General features: G+C 72.3%; 25 protein-coding genes. 15 read left to right on the top strand and 10 right to left on the bottom strand.

The window, feature by feature from the left end:
- Positions 1-10 precede the first annotated feature (10 nt).
- Both OG252_RS44430 and OG252_RS44425 read right to left on the bottom strand, forming a co-directional pair.
- Positions 11-556: a hypothetical protein gene (locus OG252_RS44430; RefSeq protein WP_266444933.1), complete on the bottom strand. Its 546-nt coding sequence runs from the start codon at positions 554-556 to the stop codon at positions 11-13.
- Between the two features lie 137 nt (positions 557-693).
- The gene (locus OG252_RS44425; RefSeq protein WP_266444931.1) at positions 694-1,479 is read right to left on the bottom strand and encodes a glutamate racemase; all 786 of its coding nucleotides are present in this window, start codon (positions 1,477-1,479) and stop codon (positions 694-696) included.
- Positions 1,480-1,548: 69 nt separating this feature from the next.
- Between OG252_RS44425 and OG252_RS44420 the strand changes: the two genes are divergently transcribed.
- Positions 1,549-2,715: a glycosyltransferase gene (locus OG252_RS44420; RefSeq protein WP_443068514.1), complete on the top strand. Its 1,167-nt coding sequence runs from the start codon at positions 1,549-1,551 to the stop codon at positions 2,713-2,715.
- A 4-nt stretch (positions 2,716-2,719) separates the two neighbouring features.
- Here OG252_RS44420 and OG252_RS44415 read toward each other — a convergent pair whose 3' ends face one another.
- The gene (locus tag OG252_RS44415; protein WP_329345358.1) at positions 2,720-3,940 is read right to left on the bottom strand and encodes a TerD family protein; all 1,221 of its coding nucleotides are present in this window, start codon (positions 3,938-3,940) and stop codon (positions 2,720-2,722) included.
- A 298-nt stretch (positions 3,941-4,238) separates the two neighbouring features.
- Between OG252_RS44415 and OG252_RS44410 the strand changes: the two genes are divergently transcribed.
- The 4 genes from OG252_RS44410 (at position 4,239) to OG252_RS44395 (ending at position 8,911) form a co-directional block, all read left to right on the top strand.
- On the top strand, positions 4,239-4,685 hold the full coding sequence (locus tag OG252_RS44410; protein ID WP_329343377.1) for a DUF6643 family protein: 447 nt from the start codon (positions 4,239-4,241) through the stop codon (positions 4,683-4,685).
- 41 nt (positions 4,686-4,726) lie between these two features.
- Positions 4,727-5,554, top strand: a complete 828-nt coding sequence (locus OG252_RS44405) for an MOSC domain-containing protein (RefSeq protein WP_266444917.1) — start codon at positions 4,727-4,729, stop codon at positions 5,552-5,554.
- 204 nt (positions 5,555-5,758) lie between these two features.
- Entirely contained in the window at positions 5,759-6,364 is a 606-nt protein-coding gene (locus OG252_RS44400) for an Rv1733c family protein (protein ID WP_266444914.1), read from the top strand.
- Between the two features lie 108 nt (positions 6,365-6,472).
- Positions 6,473-8,911, top strand: coding sequence for a right-handed parallel beta-helix repeat-containing protein (locus OG252_RS44395; RefSeq protein WP_266444911.1), 2,439 nt, complete (start codon positions 6,473-6,475; stop codon positions 8,909-8,911).
- Here OG252_RS44395 and OG252_RS44390 read toward each other — a convergent pair.
- On the bottom strand, positions 8,881-11,229 hold the full coding sequence (locus OG252_RS44390; RefSeq protein ID WP_329343372.1) for a hypothetical protein: 2,349 nt from the start codon (positions 11,227-11,229) through the stop codon (positions 8,881-8,883). The genes OG252_RS44395 and OG252_RS44390 overlap by 31 nt on opposite strands.
- A 292-nt stretch (positions 11,230-11,521) precedes the next feature.
- On the opposite strand from OG252_RS44390, the gene OG252_RS44385 reads away from it, so the two are divergent.
- The 3 genes from OG252_RS44385 (at position 11,522) to OG252_RS44375 (ending at position 13,149) form a co-directional block, all read left to right on the top strand.
- The gene (locus OG252_RS44385) at positions 11,522-12,352 is read left to right on the top strand and encodes a DeoR/GlpR family DNA-binding transcription regulator (RefSeq protein ID WP_329343370.1); all 831 of its coding nucleotides are present in this window, start codon (positions 11,522-11,524) and stop codon (positions 12,350-12,352) included.
- A 63-nt stretch (positions 12,353-12,415) separates the two neighbouring features.
- Positions 12,416-12,889 (top strand): SRPBCC family protein, encoded by a 474-nt coding sequence (locus tag OG252_RS44380; RefSeq protein WP_266444902.1) that lies wholly within the window; start codon positions 12,416-12,418, stop codon positions 12,887-12,889.
- A gap of 89 nt (positions 12,890-12,978) precedes the next feature.
- Complete coding sequence (locus tag OG252_RS44375; RefSeq protein ID WP_329343368.1) at positions 12,979-13,149, top strand: VOC family protein; 171 nt, start codon at positions 12,979-12,981, stop codon at positions 13,147-13,149.
- A 67-nt stretch (positions 13,150-13,216) separates the two neighbouring features.
- Here the strand turns inward: OG252_RS44375 and OG252_RS44370 are convergent, their stop codons facing one another.
- The gene (locus OG252_RS44370) at positions 13,217-14,338 is read right to left on the bottom strand and encodes a PLP-dependent cysteine synthase family protein (protein ID WP_329343365.1); all 1,122 of its coding nucleotides are present in this window, start codon (positions 14,336-14,338) and stop codon (positions 13,217-13,219) included.
- A gap of 342 nt (positions 14,339-14,680) precedes the next feature.
- On the opposite strand from OG252_RS44370, the gene OG252_RS44365 reads away from it, so the two are divergent.
- Together OG252_RS44365 and OG252_RS44360 are read left to right on the top strand one after the other, a co-directional pair.
- Positions 14,681-15,004, top strand: a complete 324-nt coding sequence (locus OG252_RS44365; RefSeq protein ID WP_266444896.1) for a hypothetical protein — start codon at positions 14,681-14,683, stop codon at positions 15,002-15,004.
- Between the two features lie 186 nt (positions 15,005-15,190).
- Positions 15,191-15,724 carry an ATP-binding protein gene (locus OG252_RS44360; RefSeq protein WP_266444893.1) on the top strand — a complete coding sequence of 178 codons (534 nt, stop codon included), beginning with the start codon at positions 15,191-15,193 and terminating at the stop codon, positions 15,722-15,724.
- A gap of 84 nt (positions 15,725-15,808) precedes the next feature.
- Here OG252_RS44360 and OG252_RS44355 read toward each other — a convergent pair whose 3' ends face one another.
- The 3 genes from OG252_RS44355 to OG252_RS44345 are packed head-to-tail and all read right to left on the bottom strand — an operon-like array spanning position 15,809 to position 19,424.
- A complete protein-coding gene (locus OG252_RS44355; protein WP_329343363.1) occupies positions 15,809-18,370 on the bottom strand; it encodes an ABC transporter permease in 2,562 nt (853 codons plus the stop codon).
- Entirely contained in the window at positions 18,367-19,125 is a 759-nt protein-coding gene (locus tag OG252_RS44350; RefSeq protein WP_266444888.1) for an ABC transporter ATP-binding protein, read from the bottom strand. The genes OG252_RS44355 and OG252_RS44350 overlap by 4 nt, the downstream gene beginning before the upstream one ends.
- Positions 19,122-19,424: an SHOCT domain-containing protein gene (locus tag OG252_RS44345; RefSeq protein ID WP_266444885.1), complete on the bottom strand. Its 303-nt coding sequence runs from the start codon at positions 19,422-19,424 to the stop codon at positions 19,122-19,124. Before OG252_RS44345 ends, OG252_RS44350 begins: the two co-directional genes overlap by 4 nt.
- A 175-nt stretch (positions 19,425-19,599) precedes the next feature.
- Here OG252_RS44345 and OG252_RS44340 point away from each other — a divergent pair, with 175 nt between their 5' ends.
- From OG252_RS44340 to OG252_RS44325, 4 genes are all read left to right on the top strand, one after another.
- Positions 19,600-20,166 (top strand): TetR/AcrR family transcriptional regulator, encoded by a 567-nt coding sequence (locus tag OG252_RS44340; protein WP_266444882.1) that lies wholly within the window; start codon positions 19,600-19,602, stop codon positions 20,164-20,166.
- Positions 20,167-20,176: 10 nt separating this feature from the next.
- On the top strand, positions 20,177-20,761 hold the full coding sequence (locus OG252_RS44335) for a DUF4865 family protein (RefSeq protein ID WP_329343360.1): 585 nt from the start codon (positions 20,177-20,179) through the stop codon (positions 20,759-20,761).
- Positions 20,755-21,666: a phosphotriesterase family protein gene (locus OG252_RS44330; protein WP_329343358.1), complete on the top strand. Its 912-nt coding sequence runs from the start codon at positions 20,755-20,757 to the stop codon at positions 21,664-21,666. Before OG252_RS44335 ends, OG252_RS44330 begins: the two co-directional genes overlap by 7 nt.
- A 128-nt stretch (positions 21,667-21,794) precedes the next feature.
- Complete coding sequence (locus tag OG252_RS44325) at positions 21,795-21,980, top strand: DUF1272 domain-containing protein (RefSeq protein ID WP_266444871.1); 186 nt, start codon at positions 21,795-21,797, stop codon at positions 21,978-21,980.
- A gap of 32 nt (positions 21,981-22,012) precedes the next feature.
- On the opposite strand, the gene OG252_RS44320 is transcribed toward OG252_RS44325, so the two are convergent.
- Positions 22,013-23,482, bottom strand: a complete 1,470-nt coding sequence (locus tag OG252_RS44320) for a ketol-acid reductoisomerase (RefSeq protein WP_329343356.1) — start codon at positions 23,480-23,482, stop codon at positions 22,013-22,015.
- A gap of 89 nt (positions 23,483-23,571) precedes the next feature.
- On the opposite strand from OG252_RS44320, the gene ilvY reads away from it, so the two are divergent.
- Positions 23,572-24,429 carry an HTH-type transcriptional activator IlvY gene (gene ilvY / locus OG252_RS44315; RefSeq protein WP_266444867.1) on the top strand — a complete coding sequence of 286 codons (858 nt, stop codon included), beginning with the start codon at positions 23,572-23,574 and terminating at the stop codon, positions 24,427-24,429.
- Here the strand turns inward: ilvY and OG252_RS44310 are convergent.
- Positions 24,426-24,875, bottom strand: a complete 450-nt coding sequence (locus tag OG252_RS44310; RefSeq protein ID WP_266444865.1) for an RpiB/LacA/LacB family sugar-phosphate isomerase — start codon at positions 24,873-24,875, stop codon at positions 24,426-24,428. The genes ilvY and OG252_RS44310 overlap by 4 nt on opposite strands.
- Positions 24,876-24,877: the final 2 nt, after the last annotated feature.

Below are 24,877 nucleotides of genomic sequence, written 5' to 3'. Positions count from 1 at the left end.
CCGGACGGCCTCACGGCCTGACGCCGGCGGTGCCCGACCTCAGCCGGTCACGGATGACTCGTACGGCCGCCTCCGCGTCGTCCACGGTGACGGTGAACGTGTGGCCGTCCCACAGCTGCAGGACCACGCCCTCGCCGCGCCGTACGACGACCGCAGTGCCCTTCTCGGGACGCCAGCGGTAGCCCCAGCCGCCCCAGTGCCGCGGGGTGACGAGCGGTTCGAACTCGGCGCCCGCGACGTGTGCCAGAGGGATGCGGCGGCGCGGCACGCCCATGTGGCCGCAGCGCACCTCCAGGGACTCCTTGTCGACCTTGAGGGCGACGTGCACGAACGCGAGGGTGCCGAAGAGGACCAGCAGTCCTGCCGCGATGCAGCCGACGACGGACATGACGAGCGGCGCGATGCCGGATGTCCACGCCGAGTCGACGGCCAGCTCGATTCCGAGCGCCAGGCAGGCGGCGCCGGCGAGCGCCAGCAGCCACTGGATCCGGTTGGAGGCCCGTCCGGTCCAGACGTCGGGGTGCGGAGTGTTCTCGCCGTGGGGGTGGTCCCTCATGCGTACGAGACTACTCAGAATTCGCTGCGCGGGTAGCGCGTCGCGGAGAGTGACTGCTCCGGGTGGGGCAACGGACGCCGGACGTCCGCTTTTGTCCGCCCCGGCGTACGCGCCGCATACGGAGGACGTCTGCGTGGTTACCGCGCGGGGCTGACCGTCGCGAGGAGCCGGCCCTCCTCGTAGGCCAGCGCGGGCTCGGGCAGACTCCCCTCGCGTCCGCTCAGCAGCACCGTCAGGGTTCCGTCGGCCACCGCCCGGGGGGCGGGCTGCTCGCCGAGCCGGCGCAGCGCCTGAGCGGCGACCGCCCCCGCGGAGCCGTGCAGGACGAGCGGCGGGAAGCCGGGGCGCTGCACCGCGGCGCGGATGCGCTCGGAGACCAGCTCGTAATGGGTGCAGCCCAGGACGACGGTCGTTACCTCGTCCGGGGTCAGGGCCGCGGCCGCGGCGACGGCGGCCTCGATGGCCGCCTCGTCGGCGTGCTCGACGGCCTCGGCGAGACCGTGACAGGGCACCTCGGTGACCGCCACGCCGTCGGCGAAGTCCTCGATGAGGCCGCGCTGGTAGGGGCTGCCCGTCGTGGCGGGCGTCGCCCAGATCGCGAAGGGGCCGCCGCCGGCCGCGGCCGGCTTGATCGCGGGGACCGTGCCGATGACCGGGATACCGGGTTCGAGGCGGGCGCGCAGGGTCGGCAGCGCGTGCACGGTGGCGGTGTTGCAGCCGATGATCAGGGCGTCGGGCCGGTGCGCGGCGGCGGCCTCGGCGACGGCCACGGCGCGCCGGGTGAGGTCCTGAGGGGTCCGGGGACCCCAGGGCATGCCGTCGGGGTCCAAAGAGAGGACGAGATCTGCGTCGGGTCGCAGACGCCGTACCGCGGCGGTGGCCGCCAGCAGCCCGATCCCGGAGTCCATGAGCGCGATCTTCACCCCGCCACGATAGACGATGGGCCCTTACGGGCCGGGCGCGTGGGGCAGACTGCGCCCGTGAGCGCCATCGTGTGGACTGCCGCCGGATCACTCGCCGCCTGGCTGTGGCTGCTGCTCTGCCAGGGCTTCTTCTGGCGCACGGACGTCAGACTTCCGCCCAGGACCGACCCCGAGGCCTGGCCGCCGGTCTGTGTCGTGGTACCGGCGCGCGACGAGGCCGAGGTGCTGCCGGCGAGTCTGCCGTCGCTGCTCCTCCAGGACTATCCGGGGCGGGCGGAAATCTTCCTCGTGGACGACGGCAGTTCGGACGGCACCGGGGAGCTGGCGCACGAACTGGCACGGCGCCACGGAGGACTGCCGCTGACCGTGACCTCGCCCGGCGAGCCGCCCGCGGGCTGGACCGGCAAACTCTGGGCGGTGCGCCACGGCATCGGCCTGGCACGCGCGCGTGCCCCCGAGTACCTGCTGCTGACGGACGCCGACATCGCCCACGCCCCGGACAGCCTTCGGCAGTTGGTCGCGGCGGCGCGCACCGGGGGCTTCGACCTCGTCTCCCAGATGGCCCGGCTGCGGGTGGCGAGCCTGTGGGAACGCCTTGTGGTGCCGGCCTTCGTCTACTTCTTCGCGCAGTTGTACCCGTTCCGCCGGATCGGCGTCCGGGGAGCACGGACGGCGGCCGCGGCGGGCGGCTGTGTGCTGCTGCGCACCGAGGCGGCCGAACGGGCGCGGATCCCGGACGCCATCTGCCAGGCCGTCATCGACGACGTGGCGCTCGCGCGGGCCGTCAAGGGCGACGGCGGACACATCTGGCTGGGCCTGGCGGAACGGGTGGACAGTGTGCGCCCCTATCCGCGGCTGCACGACCTGTGGCGCATGGTGTCGCGCAGCGCGTACGCGCAGTTGCGGCACAACCCTCTGCTGCTGACCGGAACGGTGGCCGGGCTGGTGCTGGTGTATCTCGTGCCGCCCGTGGCCCTGGTCGCGGGTCTGGCGACGGGACGTACGGCGGCCGTGGTCCTCGGTGGTCTCGCGTGGCTGGTGATGACGGGGACGTACGTCCCGATGCTCCGCTACTACGGTCAGCCGCTGTGGCTCGCTCCCCTGCTGCCGTTCACCGCGTTCCTCTACCTCCTCATGACGGTCGACTCGGCCGTGCAGCACTACAGGGGACGCGGTGCGGCATGGAAGGGCCGTACCTACGCGCGGCCGGACGCCGTGGTGGGCGACGAGACCTGAGCGGTCACTTCCTGCCCGGCGTCCAGTTCATGCCCCACCCATACGCGTGGTCGACGGTCCTTTGGGGGCTCACCCCGCGTTCGGGCACCAGGTAGCGGGCCTCGCGCTGGACGACCAGGTCGCTGCCGGTGTTGGTGATCAGGGCGAGCGCGCACACCGTCGACGGGACGGTGCACTCGTCGAGGGAGAAGTCGATCGCGGCGCCGTGCTGCGGCTGGAGGGTGACGGTGGCCTTCAGCTCGGCGAAGGAGCGCGCTCCCTCGTAGATGGTGACGAAGACGAGGATGCGGCGGAAGGCCCGCTGGTGGTCGAGGTTGACGGTGAGGTTCTCGCCGCTCGCGACGGCGCCGGTGCGGTCGTCGCCGTCGAGATGGATGTACGGGGGTTGGTGCAGGGCGCCGAAGGCGTTGCCGAGCGACTGCACGACTCCCTTGCTGCCGTCGGCGAGTTCGTACAGGGCGCACAGGTCGAGGTCGAGGTCGGCGTGCATCGCGACCGCCCGGCCCAGTTTGCTGCCCCAGCCCGAGAACTGCTTGCGCGTCTCCCAGTTGAGGTTCACCCGCAGGGCGCCCGAAGTGCCGCCCTGTTTGGTGAGCGACACGGAGGGGGCGGCCTTGGTCAGAGTCACCTTGGTGAGACGGACCGGGGACGCCGCGGGAGGGGGCGGCGGCGCGGCGGCGGGGGCCGTGACGGGTGCGGCCTGCTGCGGTTCGTCGACGGTGATCCCGAAGTCCCTGGCGAGGCCTTCCAGGCCGCTGCCGTAGCCCTGTCCCACGGCCCGGAATTTCCAGGCGCCCTGACGACGGTAGAACTCACCGAGAACGAAAGCGGTTTCTACTGTGGCGCCCTCACTGTCGAAACGCGCGACCACGGTGGATCGAGCCTCCTCACGGACCTCGATATAGAGGTCCGGCACCGCCGCGAACGTGCCGCCGTGCGCCGAGGCGGCGAGGACGACGGTCTCGATCGCGGGCTCCACGCGCGCGAGGTCGACGAGGAGAGTGTCGGTCACCCGGCCGCCCTCGTCCCGTTTGCCCTCGTGGCGGACGGCGCCGGAGGCGTGCACCGGCTGGTTGTAGAAGACGAAGTCGGCGTCGGAACGGACCTTCCCGCCGACCAGCAGCAGCGCCGAGGCATCCACGTCGGGGACACCAGCACCCGAACGCCACCCCAATTCGACGCGCAGTGCGGTCGACGGCACCGGAACATTCGACCCTTTCGGCATTGACATGTCCGCCCCCATCGCGTGTCACCGCGCCGGGTACGCCCCGGCACTCGCCTCGTGCTGCCTACCCGGCCAACCTATTCCCCGAGCCGGCGAACTCCCATGAACAGCGCAGGAAGACCGGTGATCAACCGCCGGTAACCCCCCGGGAACTCGGCCTTTACATGAGAATCACCCTGTCCGCCGTCCCTTTTTGCCAAGTTCGCTCGCATTGGGGATCCCGCGTCACTGCCGACACGGAAAACAACCCTCTTATCGGTCTCCCCAACCAGCACATCGTGGGCTTAACTTATGTGCCATGACCTCCCCCCGCTCCACTTATGGCGGCGGCTACTACTCCGCCTCCTTCCCGGACACTCCGATCTACGACAGGCTCGTGGCCGAGCGGGGGACCCCGCAGATCGCTCCGATCCGGGTCCCCGCCGAGTACGACACGCCGCGCAGCTATCTGCCCGCGCTGCCGTCGGCACTCCCCGCCCTTCCGGCGGGTCCGTCCCAGCCCTCCTACGGCTATCCACAGGCACAGCAGCCCGCACCGCTCCAGCAGGCGCCCGCGGCGTACATCCCGCAGCAGGCCGCCGCGCCACGCGGCTATCCCGGTCCGCAGGCGCAGCAACCGCGCCAGCCGGGCCCCGGGATGGGCACCGGCTACGAGGCGATGCGCCCCGCGGCTCCCCGGCCCGCACCGGCTCCCTACCAGGACCCGTACAACAACCAGCACAACCAGCAGTACCGCGGCTACTAAATCCTTCTCGGGCTGTCGGTGCCGACTGGCACGATGGCCCCATGGGGAGCGCACAGCTGCAGTCGATTCATGTTCATCCGGTCAAGGCGTTCCGGGGCCAGGCGCCCCGGGAGGCCGTCGTGGAGCCCTGGGGGCTGGCCGGTGACCGACGCTGGGTACTGGTCGACGACGGGGGAAAGGTCGTCACGCAACGCGAGCAACCGCGCCTCGCGTTGGCCGCCGCCGAGCTGCTGCCCGGCGGCGGCGTTCGTCTGTCCGCGCCCGGCATGGACACGTTGACGGTGCCCGTGCCGCGGCCGGACGTCAGCGTGCCGGTGAACGTCTTCCGGGACAAGGTCGAAGCGGTGCCGGCCGAGAGCGACGCCGCGCATGCCTGGTGCAGCGAGTACCTCGGCGCCGAGTTGCGCCTGATCCACATGGCCGACCCCGCCACCTGCCGACCCGTCGACCCGGAGTTCGCCCTGCCGGGCGAGACCGTGTCGTTCGCCGACGGCTATCCGCTGCTGCTCACCTCGGCGGCCTCTCTCGACGCCCTCAACTCCCTGATCGCCCAGGGTGACCACGCGGCCGAGGGCCCGCTGCCCATGAACCGCTTCCGGCCCAACGTCGTCGTGTCGGGCACCGCCGCCTGGGCCGAGGACCACTGGTCGCGCCTCTCCATCGGCGACGTCGTCTTCCGGGTCGCCAAGATGTCCGGGCGGTGCGTCGTGACCACGACCGACCAGAGCACCGCCGACCGCGGCCGGGAACCCCTGCGCACCCTCGGCCGGCACCGGCGCCTCGGCGGCAAGCTCGTCTTCGGGCAGAACCTGGTGCCGCTCTCCCCCGGCACGATCCGGGTCGGCGATCCGGTGACCGTTCTCGAGTAGAGCGCACCGAGCGGAGCGGATCGGGAGGAGCGGATCGGGCGGGAAGCCGGATCACGGGAACCCGGCCCGGGGGGCCGGGCGTTGGGTTCGTGAGAAGTTCATGAGAGGACCCGGCCACAGGTGATTTCGCTCTCTCTTTGACCGGGCCCGCGCGTGAACGGCTCCGCCGGGGGTTATCACGGAGCGGGAAGGGGGTGCGGGACGGTGCGAGCGATCAGTGGAATCTGGCGCTGGCGGCGCAACCCGTTGCGCCGTGCGACCGATCTGGCCGAGGCCTGGGTGGCCCTCGTGGCCGTGCTGCTGATCCTGGTCGTCGGACCCGTCATCGGCGCGCTCGTCGGCGGCGTCGCCGAGGACGCGCTGCAGCGGTCCGTGCGCGAGCAGCGCGAGTCGCGCCACCTGGTGACAGCCACCGTGGTCCGCAAGCTGGACCGCTCTCCTCTGGACGCCGACCCGGAGACCTCCTCGGGCCGGGATCTGCGCAGCCGGGTGGAGGCCGACTGGACCGCCCCGGACGGCACCGCGCACCACGGCACGGTCGTGGCCGCCCTCGAAAGACCGCACCGCGGCGACCACTTCACCCTGTGGACGGACGAGCACGGCCGCCTGGTCGCCCGCCCGCTCGACTCCGCCACCGCGACCACCCATGCCGTCCTCGCCGGCTTCGGCGCGGCCCTGCTCACCGCGGTCCTCGTCGAGGCGGGCAGAAGGCTCGCACTGTGGCGCATGGTCCGTCGCCGGTACGCCCGTTGGGACCAGGCCTGGGAGCGTGCGGGCCCGGACTGGGGCAGGACCGGCACCGGCAGCTGACAGCCTTCCGGCTCTGGTCAACCCACCGCCTGCGCGCACGCTACGGTGGACCGGCCGAACGCATTCGGCATCAACCCGCGTACCACGAGGTGGGGGCACAGCAACGCCATGGCACAGGGCACGGTCCAGGTGACGCACACCGGCACATCGCGCTGGCGGCGCCGCACAGGTGAGTACGCGTCGCTCGCCGCCGCCCTGGAGGCCGCGGCCGAGGGCGACGTCCTCACCGTCGCCCCCGGGACCTACCGGGAGAACCTCGTCGTCCAGCGGGCGGTGACCCTGCGCGGCCCCGAGGGTTCCCCGGGCTCGGTGCGCATCGCGCCCCTGGACGGGGTGCCGTTGACCGTGCGGGCCTCGGCCGTGGTCCAGGACCTGCACGTGGAGGGCCAGGACGTGGCCGCGCCCGCCCTGCTCGTCGAGGAGGGCACCCCGGAGCTCACGGACATCCGGATCGTGACGCGGTCCGCGGCCGGTATCGAGGTGCGCGGCGGTGCGCGGCCGACCGTGCGGCGCTGCACCGTGGACAACCCGGCCGGCATCGGCATCGCCGTGCTCGACGGCGGGGGCGGGGTGTTCGAGGAGTGCGAGGTCGTCGCGGCGGGCCAGGCCGGCGTCGCGGTGCGCGGCGGCGGGCACCCGCGGCTGGACCGCTGCCGAGTGCACCACGCCTCGGGCGTCGGCCTGTCGGTGACGGGTGAGAACTCCGCGCTGGAAGCGGTGGGTTGTGAGGTCTACGAGGTCCGGGGCAGCGGCGTCCAGGTCACCGGCCGGGCCACCGCGCACCTCACGAACTGCGATGTGCACCGCACCACGGCGGACGGCGTCACCCTCGACACGGACGCGGTGCTGACCCTGGCCGACTGCCGTATCCACGACATCCCGGAGAACGCGGTCGACCTGCGCTCCCGTTCGGTGCTGACCCTGACCCGCACGACGGTGCGTCAGTTCGGGCGCAACGGCCTGTCGGTGTGGGACCCGGGCACCCGCGTGGACGCCAACCAGTGCGAGATCTTCGACAGCACGGGCGACTACCCGGCCGTCTGGGTCAGCGACGGCGCCACCGTCGTCCTCGACTCCTGCCGGGTGCACGACGTGCCGGACGCCCTGTTCGTCCTCGACCGCGGTTCGCGCGCGGACGTCGTCGACAGCGATCTGTCCCAGGTGCGCAACACCGCCGTGTCGGTGAGCGACGGCGCCACCGCTCAGCTCGACGACTGCCGCATCCGGGACGCGGCGACGGGCGCCTGGTTCCGCGACCACGGCAGCGGCGGCACGCTCAACAACTGCACGGTGTCCGGCACCCAGACCGGCGTGATCGTCACCAAGGGCGCCGACCCGACGATAGAGCGCTGCACGGTCGACTCCCCCGCAGAAGCCGGCTTCTACGTCTCGGCGGGCGGCCGGGGCAGCTTCCTGAACTGCCGGGTCACGGGCAGCGGAGGCTACGGCTTCCATGTGATCGACGGCTGTCGTACGACGCTGAAGAAGTGCCGTACCGAGCGGTGCGCGCGCGGCGGATACGAGTTCGCGGACGTCGGCCCGGACGCGGGGTCCGGCGCGGGCCCCGTGGTCGAGGACTGCACGAGCGACGAGAGCGGCGGTCCGAGCCGACCGTCCGCGGCTCAGACCGCCGTACAGACGGCGTCCGAGTCCCCCGGCCTGCTGGGCACGATCCCCGGGCAGCGCACCACCGAGCAGGAACCCCTGGTCACCGGCGCACAGCCGGAGAAGCCGGCGCGGACCTCGAAGGCCGTGCTCGGTGAACTGGACGCGCTGGTGGGCCTGGACAGCGTCAAGCGCGAGGTCCGGGCGCTCACGGACATGATCGAGGTGGGCCGGCGCCGGCAGGAGGCGGGGCTGAAGGCGGCGTCGGTGAAACGCCACCTCGTCTTCACGGGCTCCCCGGGCACCGGCAAGACGACGGTCGCGCGTCTCTACGGCGAGATCCTCGCTTCCCTCGGCGTGCTGGAGAAGGGCCACCTGGTCGAGGTGTCCCGCGTCGACCTGGTCGGCGAGCACATCGGTTCCACGGCGATCCGCACGCAGGAGTCCTTCGACAAGGCGCGCGGCGGCGTGCTGTTCATCGACGAGGCGTACGCGCTGTCGCCGGAGGACTCGGGCCGGGACTTCGGCAAGGAGGCCATCGACACGCTGGTCAAGCTGATGGAGGACCACCGGGACGCCGTCGTGGTGATCGTCGCGGGTTACACGGCCGAGATGGAGCGGTTCCTTTCGATCAACCCCGGTGTGGCGTCCCGCTTCTCACGGACCATCACCTTCAGCGACTACAACCCCGAGGAGCTGCTGCGGATCGTCGAGCAGCAGGCCGAGGAGCACGAGTACCGGCTCGCGCCGGGCGCCTCGGAGGCCCTGCTGACGTACTTCACGACGCTCCCCAAGGGACCGGCCTTCGGCAACGGCCGTACCGCCCGCCAGACCTTCGAGGCGATGGTCGAGCGGCACGCGAGCCGGGTCGCCCAGGTCGCCGACCCGAGCACGGACGACCTGACGCTGCTCTACGCGGAGGACCTGCCCGAGTCGTCCTGAGGCCGCTGCGCCGGTACGCCGGGGTGCAGCCGGGCCAGCAGCCGTGCCCGTTCCTCCGCGAACGCCGGGTCGGCCTGGTAGTCGGAGTGGCCGAGGATCGGCGCGGGCAATGGGTGTTCGTCGGTCCGGCCGTAGGCGAGCGGGTCCTTGAGCGGCTCGCGGTCCACCTCAGGGCCGCAGTCGCCGGTGAGGCCGACCGGCCCGCCGATCGGGTCGGTGGGCCGGTGCAGGTTGCGCCAGCAGTCGACGTCGTGGTGCAGGGCGCTGAGCGCGGCCGGGCCGAAGTGGGCGGGGAACCAGCGGCCGTAGAGGCGCTCCAGCGGAGAGCCGTACGTCAGCAGGCCGACGCGTTTGCGGACGGACGGCGTCAGCTGCCAGGCGGCCGCGGCGGCGAGCACGCTGCCCTGTGAGTGTCCGGAGATGACGAGTCGTCCTGCGGTGGCCCGGGTCCAGGTCTCCATGCGCCAGGTCAGGTCGGGCACCGCGCGTTCGGCGTAGCAGGGCGGTGCGAAGGGGTGGGCGGCGCGCGGCCAGAAGGTTCCGACGTCCCAGAGGATGCCGATGGTGCGCCGTGCGGAGGGGTCCTTGTAGGCGCGTCGGCCCCAGGTGACGAACAGTATGAAGCCGAGTCCGATCAGCCAGGAGCCCAGCGCCTGCGCGGTCTCTGCGGCGCCCTCGACGAAGGAGTGCGTCCGCTGTGCGGCCTCGGCGGGTGCCTTGTCGGAGGTCATGGCGCCGACGAGGGCGGCGGCGCCGAGGAGGAGGGTCGTGGTGGAGGTGACCGCGACGAGCAGGGGCGCCCGGTCGGTGAGCGTGGCCGCCGCGCGGGCGCGGGCGATGCGGCGGGTGCGGGTGGTGTCGTTGTGCCGGCCCGGGTAGTCCTGTTCCACCGTGGCCATTGCGGCGCGGCGCAGCAGCCAGGTCCGCCAGGCCAGCCAGCCGCCCAGCACCAGCAGGACGACGAGAAGCGGCGGGATCACGGACGCCTGCCAGGTCAGCAGCACCGGAGGGCCGGGGATGTTCGTGCCGGTGCCGTCCAGCCAGTCGGCGACGCGCTGGGAGACTCCGCCGGACATGACCCCGCCCAGTGCGCAGGCCAGCATCGCGACGGCGGGCCCGGCCAGGCCGCGCATCGCGGCGCGCGGGTCGGGATGGGTGCGGTACAGGACATGGGCGACCGCGCCGAGGGCGATGACGAGCAGTCCCTGGACCAGCGCGATGCCGCCGAAGGTCGCGTCGCCCGGCAGGCGGCCGGCCGATTCCCATCCGGGGCGCTCCCACCCGGCGTAGACGGCGGCGAGGACCAGCAGGACGAGGGCGGCGAGCGGCAGCCGTCGTACGAGACGGGCGTCGAGCTCCCGGTCGAGGCGGCGTTCGCTGCGGCCCCGGCGGCAGACCACCCACACCACGCCCACCGCGGCGGCGACCAGCGCCGCTTCCAGGAGCCGGCCCAGGGCGTCGAGGAGCGCGGGACCGCCGGGCCGGTGGTCGAACCGGGCGGCCGAGGTGCCGACCGCCGCGGCCACGGTGAGCAGTGCGGCGGCGGTGTGGGCGGCGCGCAGCCGGGCCACCAGGCGGCGTCCGTACCAGAAGCCGGGCCGGCCCAGCGCGGTGCGGCCGGTCTCCTCGTCGGGCTCGGGCGAGCGGGACAACGGCTCCTGGGACTCGTACGCGCTCCAGGTGCGGTGGGACAGGTACCACAGCAGCCAGGTGAGCGCGGCCGGGACCAGGGCGGCGAGGGCGAGGCGGCGGCCGGGCCTGCTCCACCAGCCGCCGTCCGAGACGGTGGGCGACAGGAAGCCGAGCCAGGAGTGCCGCTCCGCACACGCGGACGTGCCCGCGCACTGCCAGGCCGCGAGGTCGAGGGCGACCTCACAGACGGCGGCGACGAGCAGGACGGTCAGGGTCAGTCCCGTGAGCCGCACCAGCAGCCCGTACAGGCGCACCGTCCGGGTACGGCCGCGCGCGGTCGGACGCATCCAGTGGGCGAGGTTGACGACCATGAACGGCAGCAGCAACAGCCACAGGGCCCGGGTGCCGTTGCCGGAGGTGAGATTGCACCAGACGTACGCTTCGGGCACCGGACGGCCCCGGTGTTCGTCCGGTGCCGATTCGGCGTCGACGTCGTCGGCGCGCCGGAAGACGGCCGCCGTGTCGTCGCCGGTGATCCGGACCGTGAGCGGATCGTCGAGCATCTCCTCGGGTGTGGTGCCGCCGACTCCGTGGACCAGGAGTTCCAGGGCGGTTCCGGATTCCTCGGGCCGCGTGGTGGAGCCGTCGGCTCCGGCGGTCGAGACATGTCTCTGCGCACGTTCCACTGTTTCGCACTTCCCCCGTGACGCGCCGTCGGCATCTGTCCGTGCGGGCACAAGGATCGCCGTTCGGCGCGTGGTGTACACCTCTCGTCACGGAATCTCCCCGATCCGTGTGACAGCCGTGGGCCCGGATGTCACCCCGGTGACATGCGTGCGTCGGGACGGTCAGTGGCGCCACCGGCCCCGGCCCATGCAAGGATGGGACGTCCGCACACCAGGGGAGGGCAAAATGTCCTTGTCACAAGGGGTGCGCAGGGCGTGTCGGACGGGTTGAGGCGAAAGGACCGGAGCGTACGTGAGCGAGAATCAGAACCTCCTCGCGGAGCAGCGACGTGCCCTGATCCTGGACGAGGTCCGGCGCCGCGGTGGCGTCCGCGTCAACGAGCTGACGCGCAAGCTCGGCGTGTCGGACATGACCGTACGGCGTGACCTCGACGCGCTGGCCCGGCAGGGCGTGCTGGAGAAGGTGCACGGCGGCGCGGTCCCGGTGGTCGAGGCGAGCACGCACGAGCCGGGCTTCGAGGCGAAGTCGGGTCTGGAGCTGACCGCCAAGGAGGACATCGCGCGGGCCGCGGCGGAGCTGGTCGTGCCGGGCAGCGCGATCGCGCTGTCGGGCGGCACGACGACCTTCGCGCTGGCGCACCGGCTGGTCGACGTGCCGGACCTGACCGTCGTCACCAACTCGGTTCGGGTGGCCGACGTGTTCCACGTGGCGCAGCGCACCTCGGGTCCCCGGCAGGGTGCGGCCACGGTCGTGCTGACCGGCGGGGTGCGCACCCCGTCCGACTCGCTGGTGGGGCCGGTGGCGGACCAGGCGATCGCGGCGCTCCACTTCGATCTGCTGTTCCTCGGTGTGCACGGCATATCGCTCGAGGCCGGCCTGTCCACGCCGAACCTCGCGGAGGCCGAGACCAACCGTCGCCTGGTGCAGTCGGCGCGGCGGGTCGTGGTGGTCGCCGACCACACCAAGTGGGGGACGGTGGGCCTGAGTTCGTTCGCCGCGCTGGAGCAGGTCGACACGCTGGTGACGGACGCCGGGCTGCCGGGCGAGGCGCGCGCGGAGATCTCGGAGCATCTGCGGCGGCTGGTGGTGGCGGGCGAGCCCGACGAGGGTGCAGACGGCTGACTGGCCGTCAGCTAAGGTGACGCTGCCCGGTCAACGCCCGCTTCCCGCGAGAGGGTTCGCCCCATGGCCCGTCAACTGCGCCCGGTGGGGATCGAGTTCGTCGAGACCGCCCCCGTACGACTGGTCTTCGCACGGGAGATCTCCGCATCCCCCGCTGCCGTCTTCCGCGCACTCGCCGAGGACGTGCCCGGCTGGGCCGACTGGTTCGGGGCGGTCACGCTCGCGCGGTCCGTACAGGAGGGCGCCCGGCGCGAGGTCCGGCTCAAGGGCGGGACGCGTTTCCTGGAGACGGTCCTCGTCGCCAAGGAGGCCGAGGTGTACGCCTACCGCGTCGACGAGACCAATGCTCCCGGCCCCCGCGCACTGGTCGAGGAGTGGCGGCTGACCCCGGCGGGCACCGGCACCCGCGTGCAGTGGACCTTCGCCGCGGACGGGCCGGCGGTGTTTCGGCTGGCCCTGACGTTCGCGCGCTCGGGCCTCGGACGGGCCTTCCGGGACGCCGTCACCTCGCTCGACCGGCGACTGGCGGCGCGCTAGGCCTGTCGTCACATTCCCGTCGTCCGCCCTGGATTCTGACCGGCAGGTCACTACAACGAGGTAGAGCGGGCGATCGTAGCGCTGCTCGATTGACTCTCGGGCGACCCGGTCTGGGCGTCGAGGACATCGACGCCGCGCATGCGCGTGCGCTGGCCGCCGGCGCCGTGGAGATCGAAGCACCGGTCGACAGGCCGTGGAAGCCACGGTCGTCCACCGTGCAGGATCCCGGCGGTAAGCACATCGACCTGTACCAGGGGTGAGTCCAAGCCCGGCGCAGGTGTGTGCGTGGATGGCGTCGCGGGGCAGGCGGGAAGGTGACGACGGAACCTAGCGCCAGATGCCCGACTCCAGCAGCGAGGCGATCGCCGCCGTGTAGGGCGCGATGTCCAGGCCTTGTTCGGCGAGCCAGGCGTCCGAGTAGTACTTGTCGAGGTAGCGGTCCCCGTGGTCGCACAGCAGGGTCACCACGCTTCCCTGCCGGCCCTCCGCGACCATCTCGGCGACGATCTTCAGAGCGCTCCACAGTCCGGTGCCCGTCGAGCCGCCCGCCTTGCGGCCGATGGCCTGCTCCAGGGCGCGTACGGCGGCGACGCTGGCGGCGTCCGGGACCTTCATCATCCGGTCGATCGCGCCGGGCACGAAGCTGGGTTCCATGCGGGGCCGGCCGATGCCCTCGATGCGGGAGCCGCAGTCGCACGTGACGTCCGGATCGCCGGTGGTCCAGCCCTCGAAGAAGCACGAGTTCTCCGGATCGGCGACACAGATGCGGGTGTCGTGCTGCATGTAGTGCACGTAGCGCGCGATGGTCGCGGAGGTGCCTCCGGTGCCGGCTGTGGCGACGATCCACGCGGGCTCCGGGAACCGCTCCAACTCCAGCTGGCGGAAGATGGACTCGGCGATGTTGTTGTTGCCGCGCCAGTCCGTGGCCCGTTCGGCGTACGTGAACTGGTCCATGTAGTGGCCGCCGGTCTCCACCGCGAGGCGGGCGGCTTCCTCGTACATCTTCCGGGAGTCGTCCACGAAGTGGCACTGCCCGCCGTGGAGCTGGATCAGGCGGATCTTCTCGGCGCTCGTCGTGCGCGGCATGACGGCGATGAAGGGCACGCCGATCAGTTTCGCGAAGTACGCCTCGGAGACGGCCGTCGAACCGCTGGACGCCTCGATCACCGGGCGGCCGGGCCGGATCCAGCCATTGCAGAGGGCGTAGAGGAAGAGCGAACGGGCGAGCCGGTGCTTGAGACTGCCGGTCGGGTGGGTCGACTCGTCCTTCAGGTACAGGTCGATGCCCCACTTCTCGGGCAGCGGGAAGCGCAGCAGATGCGTGTCGGCCGAGCGGTTGGCATCGGCCTGGACCTTGCGGACCGCTTCTTTCAGCCAGCCGCGGTAGGCCGCGTCCGTGTGGTCCACGTCGAGGGTTTCGCCGGTCCGGGTTTTCTGCGGGGTACTCACGGCGGGGCTCCTTAGGCTGCGCGCCGACGGCGCGTCGCGCGGCCGCCACACCGATCATAGACATCTTCCGCACGCTTCTCACCTGCATAAACACACCTTTGAGCGCCTCAAAGGCACCCCTGGGGCAGGGCGGCGCACAGGGGTGGGGGCGCATTCGCGCGAGTGCTCCGAGCGCTCTCGGCGAGCAGGCCGTGCGTACTGGTGCTCGACGTCGGTGGCAGGCAGACTGCCGGACGGGACGAAGGTCCGCACGGGGGCGCACACTGGATCACGACACGAGCAGGACGACGGCCCGCAGGGGAGCGCGGGCCGGCACCCACACGCACAAGGGGGCGGGACGGGATGGCGGAGCCGGAGTTCACGGCCACGGGCGTGCGGATCGGGAAGCGGCTGCGCTCGCTCACCCGGGCCGGACAGGTCCGGATCAGCGGCGGCCGACTGGAGCTGCTCACCAGCTACGGCAGCGAGATCGACAGTGCGCCGGTACAGGCCGTACGCGCCTCCAAACCCTGGTTCGCCCCCGAGGACCGGGCGCTGGCCGACCTCAACGGCAACCGCTACCTGCTGACCCTGGGCGAGCACGACCCCGCCCCGGGCGAGCCCGGCCCGCCCGCGGCACGCCGGTTCATCGAAGCCGTACGGCGGGCTGCAGGGCGTAACGACTGAAGCACCGCGAGTTGCGGGACCGCGCCCCCTGGGTCACGCTGGTCTCACATCACTCTCGGTTTACCGGCGATAACGCTGCGAACCAGCCGCCGGCCACGACAGCAGGCGGCCGTGTCACGCGGGCACTCTGCTGGATCGATCCGAACCCAGTGTTCTTCCGGACCTCTATGTCGGGGAGTCGCAGCCGTGATCAGTCACCCAAGCAGGCACTGCGCGGTAGAGCTCCAAGCCCTGCCGTCGCGGATCGGCCAGGTCCGCAGAATCGTATCGGCGCAGTTGCGCTACTGGCATCTGGACCCCCTGATAGACCGGGCCGCGCTCGGTGTGACGGAGCTGTTGACCAACGTCCACCTGCATGCCCGGCCCGACAAGACGTGCACCGTGGAGATCGAGCTGCTGCTCGACCGTCTGATGGTCTCGGTGCGCGACCACGACCCGCGTCTGCCGGTCGTGGAGGACGCCGAGGCGTTCGCGACGACCGGGCGAGGACTCGCGATGGTCGCCGCGGTCAGCGAGAGCTGGGGCGCGCGGCCGGACGGCGAGTCCGGCAAGGTCGTGTGGTTCACGCTGCCGACGCCCTCGTCCGCGCGGCCGGCTGCCGCGCGCCCGCAGCGGCGCAAGGTGGCGGACAAGCCCGCACACCGGTTCGTCGAGGTCGCGCACACCGTCGACCTGCGCAGGCCCGAACACGCTCCCGCCCGGTCCGCCGTTGCAGGCTGACCGGGCGGTGACTGGTTGGATGGGTCGTTCGCCTTCGAGGGCGCCTCAGCCGGTGTCGAGACGGCGAACGTGCTCGGCCGGAGGTCACTCGGTGGCGATCGCCCGCAGCACGTCCAGGCGTGCCGCGCGCCGGGCCGGGCGCAGGCCCGCGAGGGCGCCCGCCGCGAGGCCCACCAGCGCCACCACCGCGAGTTGCAGGGGCGGCATCGCGAAGGCGAAGGCGCTGTCGCTCGCCCCGTCCGAGGCCTTGACCAGCACCCAGCCGAGGAAGGCGCCGAGGGCCAGCCCGCCGACCGTGCCGAAGGCGGCGACCAGGACCGACTCCCAGCGGACCATGGCCCGCAGCTGGGACCGGGTCTGGCCGACGGCCCGCAGCAGGCCCAGTTCACGGGTGCGCTCGTGGATCGCCAGCGTCAGGGTGTTGGCGATGCCGAGGAGCGCGATGAGCACCGCGAGGGCGAGCAGGGCGTAGACGAGGGTGAGCATCATGTCGATGCCGCCGGCCGAGGACTGTGCGTACTCGTCCCGGGTCTGCACCTCGGGGTTGCCGTACCGCGCGGCGACCTTCTCCACCGCTGTCTCGCCGGTCTCCGTGCTCACGCCGTCCTTGAAGGAGACGGCGACGAGCGTGTCGGAGTCCTGGGTGCGGTGCGGGGCCCAGGCGGCGCGGGTGATGACGTACTCGCCGGCGAGTTCCGACTGGCCGTAGACCGCGCGGACGGTGAAGGTCCGTGTCGTGCCGTCGGTGAAGGCGAGGCGTGTTGTGTCGCCGGTGGTGAGGCCCTGCTTGTCGGCCTCGTTCTCGGTGATGGCGATGCCGTCGGTGCCGAGGTCGCGCAGGGAGCCGTCGACTTTGCCGAGGTCGAAGGTGCGCTCCAGGGCGAGCGGGTCGGTGACGGTCAGTGCCCGTCCCCTGCCGTCGACTTCGGCGACGCCACGGCCGAGTCCGACGGCCGTGTCCACCTCGGGCAGTTCCTGGACCGCTCCGGCGAGCCGAGGGCTGAGGCCGCTGCCGCCCGCGCCGAACGACGGTGTGCTGACGGCGACGTCGCCCGCGAAGGACCGGGACACGGTCTGGTCCATGGTCGCCTTCAGCGAGGCGCCGAACACGGTGAACAGCGAGACCACGGCCACCCCGATCATCAGTGCGCTGGCGGTGGCGGCCGTCCGCCGGGGGCTGCGCAGGGCGTTGCGCCGGGCGAGGCCGCCGGTGACACCGCGCAGCCGGTCGAGCGGGCCGCCGAGGACGCGTACGGCCGTCGTCGAGGCGACCGGGCCGAGCACCACGAAGGAGGCCAGGGCCAGGACGGCGCCGCTTCCCGCCAGCCAGAGGGACGGCGACACCAGGACACCGGTGAGGGTCACGGCGACCGCGAGGGCGGCGAGGCCCATGCCGGTGACGGCGCGGATCCGGGAGGCGCCGGTGGTGTCGACGGCCGTCTCGCGCAGGGCGGCCAGGGGTGCGGTGCGGCCGGCGCGTACGGCGGGCAGCAGCGCGGAGCCCAGGCAGACCACGACGCCGACCGCGAGCGGCAGGGCCATCGACACGGCGCTGATCACCAAGTCGCCCTCGGGGAACGGGAATCCGATCGCCGGGAACAGGGCCTGCAGTCCGGCGGCGACACCGATGCCGCCCGCCAGGCCCGCCGCCGACGCGAACACGGCCACGACACTCGCCTCGACCAGCGTCGACGCGGTGACCTGTCGGCGTGAGGCGCCCAGGGCGCGCAACAGGGCGTTCTCGCGGGCGCGTTGGGCGACGACGATCGCGAAGGTGTTGTGGATGGAGAAGGTCGCGACCAGCAGGGCGACGCCGGAGAACACGAGGAGGAAGGTAGTGAAGAGGGTCAGGAACTGGCTGGAGATCATGTCGGTGTTCTCCTCGGCCGACTCCTGGCCGGTGATGGCCTCGACTCCCTGGGGCAGGACGGGAGTCAGCCGGTCGACGAGCTCCCGCTGGCTCACCCCGGGTCCGGCCCGCACCTGGATGCTCGACGCCTCGCCCGGCCGGGCCGTGAGGTACTTCTCGGCGTCGGCCCGGGTCATGCCGGTGAAGGTCACCTGGGCCATGCCGTCCTCGCCGCCGAAGGTCGCGAGGCCGACAATCGTCACCTTGACGGGGTCGGGGGTGCGCAGGGTGGTCGTGTCGCCGATCCTCAGGTCGCCCTTCTCGGCGGTGCCGCGGTTGACGACGACCTCGCCGGACCGCTCCGGGGCGCGGCCCTCGGCGAGTCGGTAGGAGTTGAGCTTCTCGTCGGCGATCCAGTTGCCGGCGAGGGTGGGCGGGCCCTGGCCGCCGATGGGCTTGCCGTTCGCGCCCACGAGCTGGCCGGCGCCCTGGATGTTCGGGGCGGCGGCCGCGACGCCCGGGACCCGCTCGACGGCGTTCACCAGGTCCGTGTCGACCGGTTGCCGCACTCCCTCGCTCTCCCCCGGCGTGGTGATGGCGTCGGCGCTGCGCACGACGGCGTCGGTGCCGCTGGTCGCGTTGCCGAACATGGTGTCGAAGCCGGCGCGCAGCGTGTCGCCCATGACGAGGGTCCCGGCGAGGAAGGCGACGCCGAGGAACACCGCGAGGAACGTTCCCGCGAAGCGCCGCCGGTGGGCGCGCAGGGAGGACACGCTCAGACGTACGGAGGCGTTCATGAGGGCACCTCGAGGGCTTTCATCCGGTCCAGGACCTTGTCGGCGGTCGGCGATTCCATCCGGTCGACCAGGCGTCCGTCCGCGAGGAAGACGACCTCGTCGGCGTGGGCGGCGGCCACCGGGTCGTGGGTGACCATGACGACCGTGCGGGCCGTCCGGCGCACGGCGCGGCCGAGCAGCCCCAGGACCTCCCCGCCGGAGCGGGAGTCGAGGTTGCCGGTCGGCTCGTCGGCGAAGACGACGTCCGGCCGGCCGGCGAAGGCCCGTGCCACGGCGACGCGTTGCTGCTGGCCGCCGGACAGCTCGGAGGGCCGGTGGTGGAGGCGGTCGCGCAGGCCGACGACGTCGATCAGCGCGTCGATCCACTCCTGGTCGCCCTTGGTGCCCGCGAGGTCGAGCGGCAGCCTGATGTTCTCCGCGACGGTCAGCGTCGGCACCAGGTTGAAGGCCTGGAACACGAAGCCCACACGGTCGCGGCGCAGAAGGGTGAGGCGGCGGTCGTCGAGCGAGCCCAGTTCGGTGTCGCCGATGTGGGCGGCGCCCGAGGTGAGGGTGTCGAGGCCGGCCGCGCAGTGCATCAGCGTGGACTTGCCGGAGCCCGAGGGCCCCATGATCGCGGTGAAGCGGCCGGCCGGGAAGTCGACGCTCACCCCGTCCAGGGCCCTCACGGCGGTGTCGCCGCCGCCGTACACCTTCACGGCGTCGACGACCCGGGCGGCCGGCAGTGTGCCGGTGGCGGTGGTCGTGGTGGTCATGCCGCACCGCCCTTGCCGGTACGGCCGAACTGCTCGTCCAGGACGGACAGCCGGCGCCAGTACTCGTCCTCGTCGATCTCGCCGGAGGCGAAGCGGTGGCCGAGCACGGTGATGGGCGAGTTGTCGTCGACGGTCAAGGTGTCCTTGGCGGTCGGGCGCCGCCAGGGCCCGCCGCGTCCGCGCCACACGGTGCGGCGCAGCAGGGTGATGCCGCCGACCGCGACGGCCGCCCAGATGAGGGGGAAGAGCAGGATCCAGGGGCCGGGGCCGCCGTCGCCGAAGTGCGCCAGGGTCTGCATGTCGATTCATCTCCTCGGTGGGATTTCCGTGATGCCTCGACAGTGGCTCCGGAGAGGGGTCCGGGTCGTCGTACGGCCAGCGGCAGTGCGTGTACCTCGCGGGGAGTACACGGGTGGGTCGATGCTGCTCCCGAGGACCTCGACTTCTGTAACTACTAGTATGTACAGTGCCGGTATGAGCACCTCGGAGCGACTGATCGACGCGACCCGTGAGCTGCTGTGGGAGCGCGGCTATGTGGGCACCAGCCCCAAGGCCATCCTGGAGCGCGCGGATGCCGGACAGGGCAGCATGTACCACCACTTCAAGGGGAAGCCGGACCTCGCCCTGGCCGCGATCCGGCGGACGGCCGAGGAGTTGCTGGCTACCGCCGAGGGAGTACTCGACGGTCCCGGGACGCCGTACGAGCGGATCGAGGCGTATCTGCGGCGCGAGCGCGACGTGCTGCGCGGCTGCCCGGTCGGGCGGCTGACGATGGACCCGGACATCATCGCCAGCGACGAACTGCGCGCACCGGTCGACGAGACGCTCGACCGGATCCGTGAGCGGATCGCCGCAATCGTCGAAGAGGGCAAGGAACAGGGCCAGTTCGCACCGTCGCTGGACGGCGAGGAGATCGCGGCGGCCGTCCTCGCGACCGTGCAGGGCGGCTATGTCCTGGCCCGCGCCTCCGGTTCGCCCGGCGCGTTCGACGCGGGCGTCCGTGGGTTGTTGTCGCTGCTCGCGCCCGACCGGCCGGCCTGAGGAGGCACCGATGCACGCCATGCAGTACGAACTCACGCTGCCCGCCGACTACGACATGGACATCATCCGCGACCGGGTCGCCCGCAAGGGGCATCTGCTCGACGACTGGGACGGCCTCGGCCTCAAGGCGTATCTGATGCGCGAGCGGGGCATCGACGGATCGCCGGTCAACCAGTACGCGCCGTTCTACCTGTGGGACACGCCGGAGAGCATGAACACGTTCCTCTGGGGAGGCGCCTTCCAGGGGATCGCCGACGACTTCGGGCGGCCCTCGGTCCGGCAGTGGGCGGGGCTGGCGTACGAGGAGGGCGGCGCGGTCGGCCACCCCGCGCGGGTGGCGGTGCGGCGGCGGCAACGGGTGCCGGACGGGGTGCGGTTGGGGGAGGCCATGGAAGACGCGGTGCGGGAAACGCAAAGGTCAGCGGCGCGGGACGGTGCGGTGCTGGCGGCGGCCGCCGTGGACACGAGCCGCTGGGAGCTGGTCCACTTCTCGCTCTGGGGGCACGAGGCGCCGAAGGCCGAGGGTGACGTGTTCCAGGTGCTGCATCTGTCGTCGCCGGGGCGGGACCGGCTGCCGCGGGGGCGGCGATGGTGAGCGCGGTGCGTACGGTGCTCGGGGACGTACACCCCGCCGACCTGGGCGTCTGCGACGCGCACGACCATCTGTTCTTCCGCAGTCCCCGGCTGCCGGGTCAGGAGCTCCAGCACGTGTCCGCCACTCGCGCCGAGTTGGCGGCGTTTTTCGCGCAGGGTGGCGGCAGCGTGGTGCAGTGGACGCCGTACGGGCTGGGGCGGCGGGCCGCCGATCTGCCGCCGCTGTCCCGGGAGACGGGCGTTGTCGTCGTGGCCGCGACCGGGCTGCACCAGGCCGTCCACTACGACGAGGAGATGCTCGGCCGGTTACGCGGTCGGCTCGCCGAGGTCTTCGTCGCCGAACTGACCGTGGGCATCGGCACATCGGGGGTACGGGCGGGGCTGATCAAGGTGGCGGGTGGTTTCCACGGCCTCGACGGGCACGCCCGCTGGACGATGAGAGCGGCGGCCGAGGCCCACCATGCGACGGGAGCGCCCATCGCCGTCCATCTGGAGCTCGGCACCGGCTCCCTCGACGTACTGGACCTGCTGTGCGGCGAGTTGGAGGTGCCGCCGCACCGGGTGATCCTGGGGCACCTCAACCGCTCCCCCGACGGCGTGGTGCACCTCCAGGCCGCCGAGACGGGGTGCTATCTCGCCTTCGACGGGCCCTCTCGCGCCCACCACGCCACGGACTGGCGGATGCCCGGCGCCGTCCGGGCGCTCGCCGACGCCGGACACGGCGACCGGCTGCTGCTCGGCGGCGACACCACGACCGCCGAGGCGCGCTCGGTCGACGGCGGCCCGGGGATGCCGTATCTGCTGCGGCGGGTGCGGCCTCGGCTCGAAGCCGAGCTGGGCGGGGAGACGGTGGAGCGGATCCTCGTACGGAACCCGAGCCGGGCCTTCGCGGTGGAGTGGCGCTGACCTTGGAGGCGGTCGGTGGCCCGATCGTGTTGGCCTTTGGCCCACCGGCGGGCTTTCGGGCGGGCCCGGCGCCCCGAGGATGGGAGCAACGGGTCACCGGGCCCGGAGGCGACAAGGAGGGCGAGGACATGGCACTGGAGATGCGCGAGCGCTGTGAACGCTGCGAGACGGCGACGCTGCCGCCGGACGGGCCGGCCCGGATCTGCTCGTACGAGTGCACCTTCTGTGTGCCGTGCAGCGAGGCCATGCGGGACGTGTGTCCCAACTGCGGCGGGGAGCTGGTTCTCAGACCGCGCAGGAGCCCGGGGAGCTGAGTGTGTGCCACCGCTTTCGCCCCGCGCGGCTTCTAGACCACCGCGATGTCCACCGACGGCCGGAGCTTCGCCGCAGCCGCCAGGGCCTCGTGGACGGGGTGGGCGTCGAAGGCCGCCACCAGGGACGCGTCTGCCGGGCCCTCGGCCGCGGGGTAGGCGATCTGCTCGTACGCGGCCTGGAAGCGCGGGCCCCAGCGGCGGGCGCCGAGGCGGGCGGTGCGGGAGCAGTTGTCGACCATGTGGGCCACGTCCCGGGCGTGCATGTAGGGCAGCAGCGAGTCGACGGCCTCGATGACGGACTCGTTGACGATCTCCGACCACGGGTGCCCGCGCTCGGCGAACTCGTCGACCTGGGCCAGCATGGTGGCGACGAAGACACCGGCGGTGAAGGGGTCGACCGGCAGCTCGCGTCCGGCGCGCCGGGCACGCACCCGGTCGCCGGCCGACCACATCGGCGAACCGCCGATCTCGGTCATCGGGCGGGCCCCGAGCCGCCGTTCGGCCAGGATGACGCTGCGCAGCTCGGTGCCGTCGGCGACCTCGTCGTAGATCTCGGCGACGATCTCGCGGGCGGGTGGGTAGGTCGCCGTGTACGCGCGGTCGAAGACGTCCCGGCCGGCCGCGTCGAGGCTCTCGCGCACCGCGCGCAGTCCGGCGTGCGAGATGATGCGGGCGATCGGTCCGGTGACGTTCTCGCAGGACCTCTCGTACGCGGTCACCTCGTCGTCTCCGGCCAGGCGGTGGCGGCCGTACAGGCTCTCGACGATGCCGTGGACGGCGCCGAGCAGGATGGCCCGCTCCCCCACGATGTCGGAGAGGTACTCGCTGTCGAGCGTGGTGCGGAAGGTGTACGGCGAGCCCAGCGCCACCGACCAGCCGAGCGCGAGGTCCACGGCCCGGCCGTCGGGGTCGGCGTGCACGGCGAAACTGCTGTTGATCCCGGCGCCGTTGACCTCGGCGCCCTGCTGGTACAGGCGGCGCACGGAGTCGCCCATGCCCTTGGGGCAGACGGCGATCACCGGATGTCCGGGCGGGAAGTCGCCGCCGGTCTCCCGCAGATGGCCGAGCAGGAATCCGTGCGAGAGACCGATCGCGGCGCCCGGTTCGAGGACCGCGAAGATCTCCTCGTGGTGCGCGGCGAGGGCGGCGTCCGCGATCAACAGGATCACCAGGTCGCTGTCGGCGGCGACGGCGAGCCAGTCGCCGAGCGTGCCGTCCTCCTCCGTGAAGCCGTGGGCACGGGCGTCGGCGGCCGAGCGGGAGCCGGGGCGAAGACCCACGGTCACCCGGATGTCCGTGCCGGCGAGGGAGTCGCGCAGGTTGAGCGCCTGGGCGCGACCCTGCGGGCCCCAGCCGAGGACGCCGATGCGGCCAACGCCTTCGAAGGCCTGCGGCAGGAGGGAAAGCAGGTGTCGGCCGCCGCGCAGGATCGTCTCGGTGGCGCCGGGCACGTCCATCGTTTCGAGGGCGAAGACACGGGAGGTGTACGTGGTCGAGGTCATGGTCGAGTTGTAGGCTCCGCCCGAGCGTTGCGGCAAGCGCAACCTTTGCAGCGCCGTGTTGCGTGAAGTGAAAGAGCGAGGTCCGGACAGTGCGGGAGGACCACCGGGAGCTGCGACTCTTCCTGCATCTGGCGCAGACCCTGAACTTCGGCCGGACGAGCCTGGACTGCCATGTCAGTCCGGCGACGCTGACCCGGACCGTGCAGCGGCTCGAGGCGGATCTCGGGCACCGGCTGTTCGACCGAGGCCCGCGCGGGGTGTCACTGACCGTGGAGGGGCACCGCTTCCGCGCATACGCCGTCCAGGCGCTGGAGTTGTGGCGTGCCTACCGCGAGGAGCACCCCGACCCGGCCGAACTGACCGGCCGGCTGGCCGTGTTCGCGACGGTCACCGCCTGCCAGGCGCTGCTGCCCGACCTGTTGGCCCCGTTCCGCGCCGCCCATCCGCAGGTACGGCTGGACCTGCGCACCGGTGACGCGGCGGCGGCGCTGGCCCGGCTGGACGAGGGCGAGGTCGACGTGGCCGTCGCGGGGATCCCGGCCAGGCTGCCGGAACCCCTGGTCAGCCGCACGGTCGCGGTCACCGAGCTGGTCATGGTCACCGCACGCGACCGCCCCGACCCCGGTCTCGACGGTCCGTTCGTCCTCCCCCACCGGGGGCTGGTCCGCGAGGCCGCCGACCGCTGGTTCCGGATGCGCGGCACGGCACCCGAGGTGGTCTGCGAACCGGACGGTCACGAAGGGCTGTTGACGCTCGTCGCGCTGGGCTGCGGCACGGGCGTGGTCCCCCGTCTCGTACTGGAGCACAGCGCGGTGCGCGACCGGCTCGCCGTGCTTCCCGTGGAGCCGTTGCCGGAGCCGTTCCCGATCGGGTTGTGCGTACGGCGGGCCGATCTGCGCCGGCCACTGGTGGCGGCGCTGTGGAGCCTCACCGTGCCGGAAGGCTAGGCCCTGCCGAGGTCGAGGCGTCCGATGCGGGCCACGTTCTCCCGGTCCTCGGTGTCCGTGCCGGCCTCCGCGGCGAACCAGGCGTCGAGGATCTCCTTGAGCAGCGGCTCGGACGTCAGCCGCAGGCTGAGGGCGAGGACATTGGCGTCGTTCCAGCGGCGTGCACCGTCCGCCGTGTAGGCGTCCGTGCACAGGGCGGCCCGTACGCCCGGCACCTTGTTCGCAGCGATCGAGGCGCCCGTGCCGGTCCAGCAGCACACGACCGCCTGGTCTGCGGTTCCGGCGGCGACCTCACGCGCGGCGGCCTCCGAGCAGACGGCCCACTGGGGGTCGTCGCCGGGGCTCAGCGCGCCGTACGGCACGACCTCGTGGCCGCGGGCGCGCAGCTCGGCGACGAGGCCGCGCGCCACGGGTTCGTCCATGTCCGAGGAGACGGAGATCCGCATGT

The organism is Streptomyces sp. NBC_01352 (genome assembly GCF_036237295.1).
GTDB classification, from domain to species: domain Bacteria; phylum Actinomycetota; class Actinomycetes; order Streptomycetales; family Streptomycetaceae; genus Streptomyces; species Streptomyces plumbiresistens.
Note: the sequence above shows the minus strand (reverse complement) of the source record. Positions and strands in the feature narration are given on the sequence as shown.

What these genes read in the sequence shown, in the direction of transcription:
- OG252_RS44430 (WP_266444933.1), bottom strand. Translation starts at nt 556, where the DNA reads ATGAGGGACCACCCCCACGGCGAGAACACTCCGCACCCCGACGTCTGG.
- OG252_RS44415 (WP_329345358.1), bottom strand. Translation starts at nt 3,940, where the DNA reads ATGCCGAAAGGGTCGAATGTTCCGGTGCCGTCGACCGCACTGCGCGTC.
- OG252_RS44410 (WP_329343377.1), top strand. Translation starts at nt 4,239, where the DNA reads ATGACCTCCCCCCGCTCCACTTATGGCGGCGGCTACTACTCCGCCTCC.
- OG252_RS44405 (WP_266444917.1), top strand. Translation starts at nt 4,727, where the DNA reads ATGGGGAGCGCACAGCTGCAGTCGATTCATGTTCATCCGGTCAAGGCG.
- OG252_RS44395 (WP_266444911.1), top strand. Translation starts at nt 6,473, where the DNA reads ATGGCACAGGGCACGGTCCAGGTGACGCACACCGGCACATCGCGCTGG.
- OG252_RS44380 (WP_266444902.1), top strand. Translation starts at nt 12,416, where the DNA reads ATGGCCCGTCAACTGCGCCCGGTGGGGATCGAGTTCGTCGAGACCGCC.
- OG252_RS44365 (WP_266444896.1), top strand. Translation starts at nt 14,681, where the DNA reads ATGGCGGAGCCGGAGTTCACGGCCACGGGCGTGCGGATCGGGAAGCGG.
- OG252_RS44355 (WP_329343363.1), bottom strand. Translation starts at nt 18,370, where the DNA reads ATGAACGCCTCCGTACGTCTGAGCGTGTCCTCCCTGCGCGCCCACCGG.
- OG252_RS44350 (WP_266444888.1), bottom strand. Translation starts at nt 19,125, where the DNA reads ATGACCACCACGACCACCGCCACCGGCACACTGCCGGCCGCCCGGGTC.
- OG252_RS44345 (WP_266444885.1), bottom strand. Translation starts at nt 19,424, where the DNA reads ATGCAGACCCTGGCGCACTTCGGCGACGGCGGCCCCGGCCCCTGGATC.
- OG252_RS44340 (WP_266444882.1), top strand. Translation starts at nt 19,600, where the DNA reads ATGAGCACCTCGGAGCGACTGATCGACGCGACCCGTGAGCTGCTGTGG.
- OG252_RS44335 (WP_329343360.1), top strand. Translation starts at nt 20,177, where the DNA reads ATGCACGCCATGCAGTACGAACTCACGCTGCCCGCCGACTACGACATG.
- OG252_RS44330 (WP_329343358.1), top strand. Translation starts at nt 20,755, where the DNA reads ATGGTGAGCGCGGTGCGTACGGTGCTCGGGGACGTACACCCCGCCGAC.
- OG252_RS44325 (WP_266444871.1), top strand. Translation starts at nt 21,795, where the DNA reads ATGGCACTGGAGATGCGCGAGCGCTGTGAACGCTGCGAGACGGCGACG.
- OG252_RS44320 (WP_329343356.1), bottom strand. Translation starts at nt 23,482, where the DNA reads ATGACCTCGACCACGTACACCTCCCGTGTCTTCGCCCTCGAAACGATG.
- OG252_RS44310 (WP_266444865.1), bottom strand. Translation starts at nt 24,875, where the DNA reads ATGCGGATCTCCGTCTCCTCGGACATGGACGAACCCGTGGCGCGCGGC.